16 protein-coding genes and 1 pseudogene are annotated in these 12,137 nt (G+C 53.7%); 7 read left to right on the forward strand and 10 right to left on the reverse strand.

The features are described 5' to 3' along the window. Nucleotides 1–277 precede the first annotated feature (277 nt). The 3 genes from ONZ54_RS00720 to ONZ54_RS00730 form a co-directional block, all read right to left on the reverse strand. Nucleotides 278–727 (reverse strand): primase 1D-like protein, encoded by a 450-nt coding sequence (locus ONZ54_RS00720; RefSeq protein WP_271787265.1) that lies wholly within the window; start codon nt 725–727, stop codon nt 278–280. Between the two features lie 183 nt (nt 728–910). Beyond that, nucleotides 911–2,422, reverse strand: a complete 1,512-nt coding sequence (dgt, locus tag ONZ54_RS00725) for a dGTPase (RefSeq protein ID WP_334312717.1) — start codon at nt 2,420–2,422, stop codon at nt 911–913. Between the two features lie 319 nt (nt 2,423–2,741). Continuing rightward, a complete protein-coding gene (locus tag ONZ54_RS00730; protein WP_334312718.1) occupies nt 2,742–3,179 on the reverse strand; it encodes a DUF2846 domain-containing protein in 438 nt (145 codons plus the stop codon). Between the two features lie 183 nt (nt 3,180–3,362). Between ONZ54_RS00730 and ONZ54_RS00735 the strand changes: the two genes are divergently transcribed. After that, the gene (locus tag ONZ54_RS00735; protein ID WP_271787267.1) at nt 3,363–3,866 is read left to right on the forward strand and encodes a hypothetical protein; all 504 of its coding nucleotides are present in this window, start codon (nt 3,363–3,365) and stop codon (nt 3,864–3,866) included. A 50-nt stretch (nt 3,867–3,916) separates the two neighbouring features. Here the strand turns inward: ONZ54_RS00735 and ONZ54_RS00740 are convergent, their stop codons facing one another. Both ONZ54_RS00740 and ydfZ read right to left on the reverse strand, forming a co-directional pair. Next, nucleotides 3,917–4,447, reverse strand: coding sequence for an REP-associated tyrosine transposase (locus tag ONZ54_RS00740; RefSeq protein ID WP_271787268.1), 531 nt, complete (start codon nt 4,445–4,447; stop codon nt 3,917–3,919). Nucleotides 4,448–4,708: 261 nt separating this feature from the next. Then, on the reverse strand, nt 4,709–4,906 hold the full coding sequence (ydfZ, locus tag ONZ54_RS00745) for a putative selenium delivery protein YdfZ (RefSeq protein WP_271787269.1): 198 nt from the start codon (nt 4,904–4,906) through the stop codon (nt 4,709–4,711). Nucleotides 4,907–5,238: 332 nt separating this feature from the next. Here ydfZ and ONZ54_RS00750 point away from each other — a divergent pair, with 332 nt between their 5' ends. After that, nucleotides 5,239–5,739, forward strand: coding sequence for a DUF1993 domain-containing protein (locus ONZ54_RS00750; protein WP_005320018.1), 501 nt, complete (start codon nt 5,239–5,241; stop codon nt 5,737–5,739). 95 nt (nt 5,740–5,834) lie between these two features. Here the strand turns inward: ONZ54_RS00750 and ONZ54_RS00755 are convergent, their stop codons facing one another. The 3 genes and pseudogenes from ONZ54_RS00755 to ONZ54_RS00765 all read right to left on the reverse strand — a co-directional run. After that, nucleotides 5,835–6,284, reverse strand: a complete 450-nt coding sequence (locus ONZ54_RS00755; protein ID WP_271787270.1) for an SRPBCC family protein — start codon at nt 6,282–6,284, stop codon at nt 5,835–5,837. Nucleotides 6,285–6,358: 74 nt separating this feature from the next. After that, complete coding sequence (locus tag ONZ54_RS00760) at nt 6,359–6,871, reverse strand: cupin domain-containing protein (protein ID WP_021138684.1); 513 nt, start codon at nt 6,869–6,871, stop codon at nt 6,359–6,361. A 177-nt stretch (nt 6,872–7,048) separates the two neighbouring features. Beyond that, a pseudogene (locus ONZ54_RS00765) lies at nt 7,049–7,147 on the reverse strand (DUF3313 domain-containing protein); the annotation flags it as partial. A 57-nt stretch (nt 7,148–7,204) separates the two neighbouring features. On the opposite strand from ONZ54_RS00765, the gene ONZ54_RS00770 reads away from it, so the two are divergent. From ONZ54_RS00770 to ONZ54_RS00785, 4 genes are all read left to right on the forward strand, one after another. Continuing rightward, nucleotides 7,205–7,372, forward strand: coding sequence for a hypothetical protein (locus ONZ54_RS00770; protein WP_271787271.1), 168 nt, complete (start codon nt 7,205–7,207; stop codon nt 7,370–7,372). 232 nt (nt 7,373–7,604) lie between these two features. Next, a complete protein-coding gene (locus tag ONZ54_RS00775; protein ID WP_005320005.1) occupies nt 7,605–7,763 on the forward strand; it encodes a DUF3309 family protein in 159 nt (52 codons plus the stop codon). Nucleotides 7,764–7,790: 27 nt separating this feature from the next. Further along, nucleotides 7,791–8,210 (forward strand): BON domain-containing protein, encoded by a 420-nt coding sequence (locus tag ONZ54_RS00780; protein ID WP_271787272.1) that lies wholly within the window; start codon nt 7,791–7,793, stop codon nt 8,208–8,210. Nucleotides 8,211–8,243: 33 nt separating this feature from the next. Next, nucleotides 8,244–8,531 carry a sll1863 family stress response protein gene (locus ONZ54_RS00785; RefSeq protein WP_271787273.1) on the forward strand — a complete coding sequence of 96 codons (288 nt, stop codon included), beginning with the start codon at nt 8,244–8,246 and terminating at the stop codon, nt 8,529–8,531. 325 nt (nt 8,532–8,856) lie between these two features. Here ONZ54_RS00785 and ONZ54_RS00790 read toward each other — a convergent pair whose 3' ends face one another. Beyond that, nucleotides 8,857–10,017 carry a CgeB family protein gene (locus ONZ54_RS00790; RefSeq protein WP_271787274.1) on the reverse strand — a complete coding sequence of 387 codons (1,161 nt, stop codon included), beginning with the start codon at nt 10,015–10,017 and terminating at the stop codon, nt 8,857–8,859. Between the two features lie 515 nt (nt 10,018–10,532). On the opposite strand from ONZ54_RS00790, the gene ONZ54_RS00795 reads away from it, so the two are divergent. Then, entirely contained in the window at nt 10,533–11,216 is a 684-nt protein-coding gene (locus ONZ54_RS00795; protein ID WP_192895816.1) for a chromophore lyase CpcT/CpeT, read from the forward strand. On the opposite strand, the gene ONZ54_RS00800 is transcribed toward ONZ54_RS00795, so the two are convergent. Beyond that, nucleotides 11,183–12,130, reverse strand: coding sequence for a LysR family transcriptional regulator (locus ONZ54_RS00800; RefSeq protein ID WP_271787275.1), 948 nt, complete (start codon nt 12,128–12,130; stop codon nt 11,183–11,185). The genes ONZ54_RS00795 and ONZ54_RS00800 overlap by 34 nt on opposite strands. Nucleotides 12,131–12,137: the final 7 nt, after the last annotated feature.

Here is a 12,137-nt window from a genome sequence, read left to right on the forward strand (position 1 = left end):
TGCTCGCCCTGACCCGATTTGGCCCCTGTCAGCTGCGGCTACGCCATCATCCCTGATGGCGTCCCTAACGTTGCCTCTGACCCTCGGCAGATTGGAGGGGGAATGAAAACCTTACCTACAATCTGGCTTCTAAGCACTCTATGCAAGGCTCAATGAGTAAATCATCACTTGATGTTTACAGAACCGAAGACCAACCTGAAATAAGTGCAACAGTGTTTATTATTCGGCTGTCTAGACGAGCTTCGCTGTTCTAATCAGCGAGTTTGAGGTCTGATATTCATCTCCTCATGTAGTAATTATTTATTAATTCACTCATCATTGAGTGGAAGATTGGATAGCGTTTATAGTGAAAGCTATTATTTGACCAGCGAAGCGAGGATTCTCCAGCAAGTATTCTATGCCCGATCCACCTTGTATCAATCAATGTTTTTCCGCCCCTTTTATTTAAAAGTAACAGGCTACCCATGAACTTTGTCCATGTTCTGTTACTTAAAAGCAGTTTTGTCCCATACAGATGGAAGGAGCGGCCACTATCAAAAACAAAAAAATCCATATTCCAATAATCCATAAACTCATCAAAAACTCTAATGTTATCTATAGTTAAATCACTAGTCGAAAGATCAATCATTGGTATAAAAAAATTTCTTCCGTCAATATTGAGTGTTGAGTTTATAGCTAGTTCTTCATCATGCTCTAGTTCATTTAGACAGTCATCGAGCCAGTCCATATTTATATCATCTATACTTTCTGAGAAATGGATGTTTTCGTCCAGAATAGTCGATGGTATGTATATGTATTTCTTAAAGGAAACTATCGTGTTTTCAGAATGCCTCACTCGTCTCAAGCCGAGTAAGTGGTCTATATAAGTTCGACAAGGATGCCTTCTATAATTAACACGATTCACACCCATTTACTTCACCTTAATACCAGTTAGTAATTGATATAATTCAACTGAGAATCCATCTGTCATCCCTGATATATAATCTACTATTAAATGACATCTGTGGTTGAGCTCACTGGCCTTGCATATTCCACTAGGTGTTGACCTTCTATACTCATTGATATGCTTTGAAGGTAACAGGTTAAAGAGTCTAGAATGAACGAAGAGCTTTCTTTTTCTTATTTCTTTGTTGTCTTTGTTTAGTAGTATACGAAAGTCTTCTTCTTTCATCATAATTAATGGCGAAAACTTCTCTATTAATCCATATATTACAGAATAGCCACCAAGTTCAATTTTTTCTGCTTCTTCAGAGGTGAAAATATACTTTGAAGTAAATTCCTTTAATGTTTTTTGAATCTTACCTACAGAGCTCATTTCCTTATCTACAATGCTATTACTATCTCCCTGCAAGATAATACTAAGGTCTTCTAAGAAAATCTCAGCAACTTCTTGAACGCTTAGGTTCGTAATATATGTTTTGAGTAGAATAAACTTAGATGCTAATCCTTCATTATCTTCTGAATTAGTGATGGCTGTTACTGAATGTTCATATGCTATATCAAGAGTTCTTAAGAATTTATTTAAGTGGTTATCATGGGCACCGCCTCTTCTTATAAAGTCGGTTGCCATTTTACCTTTTAAGAAAATGAAAAATTGCTCGTAAGAAACAATACCTTTCTCAATTCCATCCTCGATATCACTTATGCAATAAGAAATGTCATCTGCTGCCTCCATTATATATACTAGAGGATGTCGCTTACCACTCTTATCAATACCAATGTTTGACCATGAAAAATCTACAATATCTTTTTCCGTGGAAAAATAACCCATTTTCTTTTTATGTAATGCTTCCCCATTAATGCCTTTGTTGGACGCTGTATATTTTATGATGGACGCGATTTGAGATATAGTTAGATTCAATCCAAAACCATCGTGACCTTGGAGTCTCGTTACTATTCTTAGACCTTGTGGATTGCCATCAAAGTGTATGAAATCTTCATACTCATGGGGATCTTTATCCGTAATTCCATGTGTGTAAAATATAGTTTCTTTATTATTTGAAAACCATGATGATATTGCGCTCTCGCCAAAATGACCAAATGGCGGGTTCCCGACGTCATGTATTAAGCAAGCGGTTTCCACAGTGTTTCGTATAGCGCCTTCATTCTCTGAAATATATTTCTCTACTTCAGATGCATTGTCTTTTGTAATTTTATTATTTATTATTTCAGTTATTTTTTGAACGATAAAAATACCAATGTGAGCAACTTCCATGGAATGTGTTAACCGACTTCTTACTGCGGCATTATTCTCTAGAGAGAATACTTGGGCCTTCATTTGAAGTCGCCTAAATGCTGGGGAATAAATGTATCTGGCCCGGTCGCTCAACGTTGCCGATAATAAGTCTAAATGACTAGCTTCAGACTTTCGCATTCTAGTCATTGATAAAATCTGTGGGGAGTGGCTTTCTGTAACTACCATGTTAAATGTGATTCCTTATCTTTAATTTAGATTCGTCATTATAACCATTAACTAAACTCTCTCACCAGAGGGCCGTAGGTTCGATTTGCGAAGCGTAATCGGACGTTCGAGTAATCGGACGCTTACGACGGAACAACCCTTTTAGGTGTTCACTCCAATCCCCCCGACGCCCCATCCCCTGGCCCGCACCAATCCTGCGGATAGATGCCACTCGCCACGTAACGATAGAAAGTGGAAAAGAAAAATCTGGGACACCCATATACCCGACAGAGGCGTAGCTAGTGAGGCTACGCCGTGTTTGTTAGGTGAAGGTATCTGGTCACTTAACCAGTTTGCTCTCCATCACCCCTTGCTTGCCCTCCTCTTCACTGACCTGACTCAGCTTGGAGCGGGCCATCAGCAGGCCCATCTTGACCTCCTGCCAGACGTAGTAGTTTTTACCCGCCTCGGTGCTGAGGGTCAGAGTGGCGTCGTTCTCCGACTTGGAGATGATGGTGTGGCTGCCCGGCGTCACCTGCTTGAGGATATAGCTGTGGGCCACCGTATCGCCTACGGCAAAGCCATCCACCAGCACCGGCATTTTAACGGCCGTGCCGAAGGTCTCGTTGCGATAGATATAGAGGTTGGCCGCATCCCTGGGGGTCACAAACTGCTTGGCCTGGGCGTCTGCGGTGGCATCGGCCATGGGTACGGAAGCACAACCGGAAAGAAGCGCCGCCGACAGCAGGGCGGCACTCATCATTATTTGCCTGAACATAGTGTTTTTTTGAGTGGGTTAACTGGATTGAAAGGTTCGCATGGGGCTTGGTTGCCGGGCAACCACTCAAACCGCAGCCGGTGTGACGAGATTCAATATTCCGACAATTAACCGATATGGTGCGGCACTTTGACGGTGCTGCGAACCGCGGCATACTGCCCCGTCACCAGATGGGAGTCATTGATGTCTAAATGGATGCCGACACTGCACCGGCTGGGGCGCTGGTTTTTGCGAAAGACGGCGCTGGCGCTGCTGACCAGCCTGTTGTTTATGATCTCGTTTACCCTGTTTCAATATGTATCGTGGTGGCCAGCCCTGACCGAGGATACGTCCCTCGAATGGAGTGGCTTTTCTTCAGGGCATACCTTTGCCGTGCTGGCCCCGACCATGCTGGAATTCAGCGCTGTACTCGCCTGCGCCTTCTTGCCGCTGTTCTTGCTGACGCCCCGCCTGCTGTTGCTGCCGCTCTTTGCCGGGTTATGGTTGTGGCAAACCTATGACCTCGCCTTTATGACGGCGACCGCCTCGACCTGGCAGTCTCACGAAATCATCTGGGCCTTTATCCTGCCCCATGCCCACTGGTTTCTGCTCACGCTGCTACCGTCTCTTCTGCTGATCCGCCATCTCGGCAAACGGCTATTTGCCACGACACCAATAGGTGTCGTAGGTTCGATTAGCGAAGCGTAATCGGACGATCGCGTAATCGGCGCTTGCGACGGGCAAATCCTTTCAAGGGGTTACTCCAATCCCTCCAACAGCCCATTCGCTGACCCGCACCAATCCTGCGGATAGACGCCGCTCGCCACATAACGATGGAAAGTGGAATAGGGCCAGTCGGCCACCCGGGTGACATGACCATGCTTGAGCGGGTTGATATGGACGTAATCCATATGGCGGCGGTAATCCTGCTCATCCCGGATCAGGTGTTCCCAATAATGGCGTTGCCAGATGCCCCGCTCACCGTGGCGCAAGCGGGTATGGCTGCGCCGCTCGTTCACCGGCAAGGCGCGGGAAAAGCGGCTTTTGATCAGCCGCCAACGCAGGGGGAAATCGGTGTCCCCCTCCGGCAAAGAGAGAATGCAGTGGAGATGGTCGGGCAACACCACCCATGCGTGAATGGCGAAGGGGTGAGCCTGCTGCACCTTGGCAACGCTATGACGCAGCAGATCGATCTGCTCCACTAGCAACCTGTTGTTGCGCCGCTCCAGCAGGTTGACGGTAAAGAACCAGGTTCCTCCGGGACACCATGCCCGCCGCCAGTTGGCCATGTCCTTCCCCTCGCTTCTGCCGAAAAGCCAAGCATAGCTTCGCCCCAGTTCGATCTGCTTGCTGGCTGTGATGACGTGGATGTTCCATTACGCGATCGTCCGATTACGCTTCGCTAATCGAACCTACTCGACGACTCAAACCGGCTTGAAGCAGTGCAATAGAAGGGTGGATAAAACAGAGAGGGGAGATCAGAAACCCGGCCGCCAGATGGGGCGCGGTGGCCGGGTGAATTGTAAAGAGTAGGGTGACAGGGAAAGGGATCAGCCTAGTCTAATCAACTCGATGGGCGCGTAACGCTCTTGAGTGTTTGCCAGCAGCACGCACTTCTCATGCTCCGCCTGATAGGGGGTCATGTTGTCGGTCTGAGCCTCTTTCAGAAAATCGACGGCGCCGGTGGCGGCAATCATCACACGCTGACCCAGCTTCAGCGCATTGCGGTTTCGGTCATAGATTTTCATGGCACTCTCCTTTTCTTGTGTTGTACCCGGTTGGATGCCCGGGCTGCGGGATCAGCCTACGCCCCTGAAAAATCGTGATGCATGTTACAGATCAAAAAAGAGCCAAAGAAGGACTCAGGGTGCCGGCAGCCTCAAGTAAATCTGGGACACCCATCTTTCTGAGTAAGCCTTAGCCAGGTTGGTGATAGGTAAAAGATGGGTGTCCCAATATGCATCTTCCTGTCGATGGGCATACCTTGTCGCGGCGGTTGTGGAGTGGGGGTGATACTGCAGGGGGATGCGCTATAGTGGTGCCGCTCGTTTAACTGCCTTCAACCAACCGAGAACGCACCATGAACCGTGATATTGCTGCCCAGTTTATCAAGATGCTGACCAACCTCGATCTGTGCCTGGCCAAGGCCGCCGCCCATGCCGAGGCGAAGCAGTTCAATGTGGAGAACTTCTTCGGCGATCGGCTGATCGTCGACATGCTGCCCCTCAGCAAACAGGTGCTGATCTGCTGCGATTCGGCCCGCACCTGTGTCGCCACCGCCAGCCATGGCGAGCAGCCCGTGATGGGGGATGAGCCGAAGACGATGGCGGATCTGCGCGCCCATATCGCCAAGACCATCGCCTTTTTGCAGAGCAAGCTGGATGCTGATTTCAGCCAGTTCGAGAGCGGTCGCTACGTCCCCCACTGGGCGGGCGGCAAGGGGATGGATGGCCATACCTGCGTCCACGAGTACGCCATCCCCAACTTCTATTTCCACCTCACCATGACCTATGCTCTGCTGCGCCGGGCCGGGGTCGATCTCGGCAAGCGGGACTATCTGGGCGGGTTGAACCTGCAATAAGTCTCAGGGTTGCCGGAATGAAGAGAGCCTGCCATGTGGCAGGCTCTCTTTTTTGGGCGGGCTGACGCGCGCAACCCGCTCTGGCCTGTGCCCGGCTACTCCCCCGGGATCTCGGGTTCGACCAGGGCGGCCAGCTGGGTCAGGGACTCCTGCCAGCCGAGATAGCACATCTCCACCGGTATGACCTCGGGGATCCCGGCCTGTTCGATGGCAAGCTCGGTGCCGCAAAGCATCCCGGTCAGGCTGATGGTCACCTGCATCACCCCTGGCAGGTTGGGGTCGTCGAAGCTGTCGGTGTAGCGGATGCGCTTGCCGGGTTCGAGCTCGAGGTACTCGCCGCCAAAGGCGTGGGCATGCCCGCTGGCAAAATTGCAGAATGACATCCGAAACGAGCCGCCAACCCGAGCCTCCAGCTGCGCCACCTGGCAGGTAAAGCCGTGGGGCGGCAGCCACTTGGCCAGCGCATCCGCTTCGATAAAGGCCCGATAGACCCGCATCGGCGGCGCCTTGAGCACCCTGTGCAGTCGTACTGTTCCCGTCGTCATGATCAACTCCTCCTGATTGAGATCCGCATCAAGGATAGTCGCCAGCGCTGGGTCATTCTGGTATGAGCGCCGGATCAGAAAGGACCGTTACTGTCGCGCAGCTTGTCCGGCAGGCCGTCATGATCACCCAGCTCGCGCTCGGGGACATCGTCCCAGTGCAACTTGCCGAGGGTGATATTGCGCTCGGGGTGAACGGCATAGTGGATACGGTTGTCCTCCCGATCCGTGTCACCGATGCAGAGCAGCCGAACAGTCTCTTCGGTGTTGTTGATAAAGGCGTGGGACAGCCCGTCACCGGCCTTGAAGCCCACCGAGTCGCCCGGTTGCAGGCGATAGAGGACGCCATCGAGCCAGACATCCGGCGTCCCTTCCAGCACGTGAACAAACTCGTCCTCGGTCTTTTCGGCATGGGGCCAGCTGGTGCGATGGCCGGGTTCGACAATCTCGTGGTGAATGCCAATCCGGCTAAAGCCAAAGTGTTTGCCGAGGGCGCAGCCGCGCGAAAGCGGCTCCTGACTGCCGGAGTAGTAGCGCGGCGTCTGCTCTTGCAGCTCGCGCCAGTGTTTGATGCAGGGGTGGCGATTCATAGTGGTTCCTTTTCTATGAGGATGCAGTCACGGGAGGGGTCATCCTAACTGCCAGAATGCGGGGGAGAAAAGCAGAAATCGGCAGCCGGTTTCACTACTGATGGCGAGACGGCGGACTCGGCTACGTGTCGCGCGCCCGTCCAGCAAGGGCTGTGCGGCCATGTCAAAGGCAGCGGTGCGGCTGGCAGCCCACTGGTCGATCATCTTCTCCATCTCCTCGGCGGTGATGGTCTCATCCTTGTGGGTGCTGTCCGGGTTTTCGCGGGCATCCATCACCCAGCCCGGATCCCTGTCCGGTGCAGTGTCATGGTTTGACGCTGTGAGTGTGGGCGGATGCAGAAGATGTTGTGGGTGACAGAAGCGGAATGGTCCATCAAGGAAATGCATTTGCAGACCCCCTTGCAGAATGAGCCCGTCGCCTCCGGCCGCTTGGTGTTGCACCAGGTCAATAACCTTGCTGATGCAGCCGCGACGCGGGCTGCAGGGGTGCCAATGCACTGACCAAGAAGACGGATTGTCAGCTGAGCCAGCAGGATCATGGTCGACGAACGTCAGATGTCGGGCTGGCTTTGCAGCATCCAGGTGGTCGATTTCATCAGCGAACCGCTCTCGCTCCGCCATATCGAAGGGGTTGTCTGTGCGTTGGAGAACAGACCAGACCCCGTATCCGGAGCACCATCACCACGGCATGGGTCGTTTATGTCATCCAATATGCAACATTTAGGAGAAAGAAATGACCATGGGAACCATTCTGCTGATCGTTCTTGTCTTGTTGTTGATCGGCGTCATTCCAAGCTGGCCGCACAGCCGAGGCTGGGGTTACGGCCCAAGCGGCGCCATTGGACTGGTGCTGACCATACTGCTCATCCTGGTCTTGCTCGGCAAGATCTAGGCAACCTAGCACCGGAGAAACCACCACATGATACAAAGCAAAGCTATCCTCATCGCCTTCTCGCTGCTCCTCACACTCGGGGTGAGCGGATGCGACCAGCCAGGGTCGGCCGAACAGGCCGGCAAGAAAATTGATGACGCCGCCAGCGAGACTGGCGAGAAAGTCGATGCAACCGTCGACAAGTATGAAGACAAGATGACTGAGCAAACTGCCAAAAGTGCCCAGTCCTGGAATGACACCGAAGTGACGGCCAAGGTCAAAGCCGAGTTCCTCAGCGAGCCTGGTTTGAAGTCAATGGACATCAGTGTCAACACTGTCCAGGGTATGGTCACTCTGACCGGTACTGTCGATTCGCGAATCAACAGCGACAAGGCCAGTGCCCGTGCGATGGCCATCAGCGGCGTCAAGGGTGTCGTTAACCAGCTCGTTGTCTCGGCTGTCCAATAACGCCATCGCTCATCAGCACCCAAGGAGAACACCATGGAAGTGCAAAAGGCATACAAGGAAAAGTTGAATGCTCAGCTCAATGAGTGGAGCAGTCAGATCAATCTGCTGGAAGCCAAAATGGAAAACATCTCGGCCGACCTGAAAGTCAAACGGGCGAAAGAGATCCAGGCTTTGCGTGCCAAACAGCGCGCAGCCTCCGACAAGATGGATGAGCTCGGCAAGGCAAGCGGTGAATCCTGGGAGCAGGTCAAGTTGACCGCTGACAAGATGTGGAGCGACCTGAAGACTGGTCTGGCCGAAGCCCAGTCGAAATTCAAGTAAGCACTGCGTTTTAGGCCTTTGGGCCAATCTGGTCCGGTTGCGAAAATCAGGCATAAAATCATCATTCCCGCGAAAGCTGGGATGATGATTCTCTCATCTGGCCGCACACCCCGGTGACTGCGCGCTTCACTGACATATCCCATCAAGGCCGGCGCGGTTCAGCGACAGGTCGAATAGATACACACCACAGCACTACATCAATCCGGGTCTGTGGAAGAGAGGCTGCGGCTGCCGCTTTCTGACACGCCAAAACATTCATCCCCCCTCAAGTTCCGATATGACATGGTCAAATTTGCTCACACTGCGCCGGGTTTCAGTACCGCTGTCAGTTGTTTGAATACGCCTGGGCTTCAAGGTGTGGTGTGGCCTGCAGGGCACTTTGTACTGTCTGGAACAGAGTGATCAGGCGTGATCGATAGGTGTGGTGAGTCAATACCGTCAGTTGCCCATGGGCGGCGATGGCGGCGCGTTCTTCCTCGTGGCTCAGGTAATAGCGGCAGATCTCCAGAAGGTCCTGCTCGTCGCGAAAGATCACCAGATCCTTGCCCGGGGTAAAGAGGTGATGCAGGTCCTCCTTGTCATTCGTTACCATGAACCCACCCGCTCCCAGTATGTCGAACACCCGCATGGGCAGACCCGACTCGACGAAGCTGCGGATCAGATTGAGGTTGATCCTGCTGCGTTGAAAGAGGCGCGGCATCATCTCGTAATGTTCGGCGTGTCCGCAGTAGGCGTTGGTGCGTGTCGCCCACTCTTCGTTTCCGTACACGGCTACTCGCTCAAACCGAGCCTCCAGTGCCCGGATAGTGGCCACCCTCTCTCGATAGGAGTGCTCGCGCCCCAGCAGATAGACCAGTTTTTCCTGTTCGCTCAGGTAGGCGAGCCCGCTGAGCGGATACACCTCCTTCACGATCTTCAGATGAGCCTTAGTGAGTTGTTCGGTCAGGGAAAAGCAGGCTGAATGCACATCGAGTTGTGCAATCAAGTCTTCCAGTATTTGCAGTTGCCCAGCGGCTAGCCGTGGTCTGATGTGGGTCTGGTATTCCGAAGGGGTCAAGTTGGCGATGAAGGAAACATCGTGATCATAGCCGGGCTCTGCGGGGATCAAGCGCTGCTCGTTCACCGCTACCGGCAGGTAATAGACGTTGCCCTGACTGCGCTCCTTGAGTCTGCTTGCCACGGCCAGGTCGTAGACAAACGTGAAAGAGAGGGGGTTGCAGATCGCCTCCTGATACAGGCCATAGCAAGGGGTGTCGACCACCCATGCAATGTAGGGCTTGCGCAAAGCTTCGGCTGCTTGAGAAAGGAAAGGGTTGAAGTTGATGCTGAAGAGATAATCGAAGGAGAGAAACGGCAGTTTGGTAAACACCTCGGGCGAATAGGTCATGGGTATCACGTTAAATCCCAGCGCCTGGAGTGTGTCCATGCAATCTCTGGCTATGGTGGCATGCTCAAAGCAGAGCACGGTTGCTGCCTGATCCTTCATTTTTTCTTCCCATTATCCATCGTGTTCCCCGTCATGGGGACGCGCCACAAGCCCTTGAGGCCACCTGCTTGTGCGACAGCCCAAGATGTCTGCAAACCAGTTATTCCCTGATGGCAGGCCTGTTACCCCATCACTGGATGCACCTGTTTTCCTGACAACCTCCTCTTCACCGGGCTTAAACAGACCGGCAGTAAGGAGGCGTTGCCTGGATGTGGCCTTTGTTCTTCTTGGATAAAAGAAAGCTTCGCATGAAGCCGTTTTGTCGGCAATCACCCAAGCTGGGGGGGGGCAACATGCTCCCCGCGGTAGAGGTTGCTCGCGAGATTGATGATCCGGGGTGGCTTGTTTCAGTGGTTCACTAGTTGCCGCTCTCATCCTTGTTGCGTATCCGCCGTCAGCTTCTTTCGCTAACACTGTGATTTTTCAGTGGATTGGTAAGGATTTGATCAAGGTTGAGGTTATTGCAGCCATTCGCTCATATAATCGCCGCCATGAAAATGATTCGGATGGATTCGATGGTCACGCTGATGGCGGCCCTGTTCGGGCTGCTCTGCACCAGTCTGGTATGGGCGGCACCCACACCTTTTGTCGCCATTCCGACCGGCCCGTCAGCGGCCAGTGCGACAACGACCCGGGCCGGCATGGAGCCGTTGCTCTCCTGGTTTACCGGTGAGTTTTCCAGTCGCGAGCAGGCCGGCTATGACACTCGTTTCACCAGCGCCGAGCTGCGGCTGGTGGAGATTTGGCCCGGTTATCAAGGCTTTCGCTGGGTCTATGCCGAGCAGTTCCTGACCGAGCGCTCGGTGCGCCCGTTCCGTCAGCGTATCTACCGTTTTTCTCCCGTGCCCGACGGCCGCATCCTGATGGCCGAACTGACCATGCCCAGAGCCGTCGACTTTGCCGGTGCCTGGCGCGACCCCGGACTGCTTGACTCCCTTACCCCGCAACAGCTCTCTCTGCGCCAGGGCTGCGAGGTCTGGCTGAGCCGTCAACCCTCGGGGGAGTATGCAGGCCACAGCAAGGTCGGCAGCTGCGCCACCAACTTCGGCGGTGCCAGCACACTGGTGCAATATCTTTGGGTCGGCCCCGACAGCGTCAGATTGCTGGATCGCGCCTACGACAACGAGGCCCATCAGCGCTGGGGCAGCCCGGGTGAGGGTTATGTCTATCTGCGCAAGGTGAAGCAGCGCGGGGAGTAGCCGGCCTGGTCTCCCTCTTGAGCGGGCTGATCCAGTTCATGGCGCTGCTCGCTGAGGTAGTCGATCAGCAACCGCAAACGCAGCGGCATGGGTTCTCGGGCGGGATAGAGCATATTGACAGGGCGAGGGGCAGGCAGAGCATCCGGCAGTATTTCCAGCAGGACGCCGCTTTCCAGCTCCTGAGTCAGCAGGGCCCTGGGTTGCAGCACTATGCCCGCATGGTTGATCGCGGCTACCTTGAGGGCGCTGCCATGGTTGCTGATGAACTGGCTGTCCCAGAGGTGCAGGTGTTCGAGGGGAAACTCCTCTGCCAGGCTCGATTGTGTCAGCCAGGGGGTGAAACCCAGGCATTGATGGCGGGCCAAGTCCGCCAGCGCCATTGGGGTGCCGTGGCGTTGCAAATAGCGCGGCGAGGCGCAGAACACAGAGGTTGAGCTGGTCAGTGGGCGGGCGATGTAGGCGGCATCCTTGGGAGTGCCGACCCGAAAGATGAGGTCAAAACCGTCGCCGATCACATCGACCAGTCGATCGCAGAGATCCAGTTCGATGCGGATCTGCGGGTACTGCGCCATGAAGCGGCACAGCAAGGGGGTCAGCCGATAGCTGCCAAAGGTGATGGGGGCATTGATGCGGATCTTGCCCGCCGCCTGGCCTGTATGGGCCCGGGTGTTCTGCTCCAGCTCCCGATAGTGCTGCAGCAGGTTCTGGCAACCGCCGAGGTACTCTCTGCCCGCCTCGGTCAGGCTCTGGCAGCGGGTGTTGCGGTTGAGCAGGCGGGAACCCACTCTGGCCTCCAGCCATTTGATGTATTTGCCGATCATGGCCGGCGTCATCTCGAATCGCTCCGCCACGGCACTGAAGCTGCCCGCGCGGGCGACTTCGACGAAGATCTCGATGGCGGTCAGACGATCCACTCTAAAC

Origin of the sequence: Aeromonas salmonicida (genome assembly GCF_028355655.1) — a bacterium.
Lineage (GTDB): Bacteria > Pseudomonadota > Gammaproteobacteria > Enterobacterales > Aeromonadaceae > Aeromonas > Aeromonas salmonicida.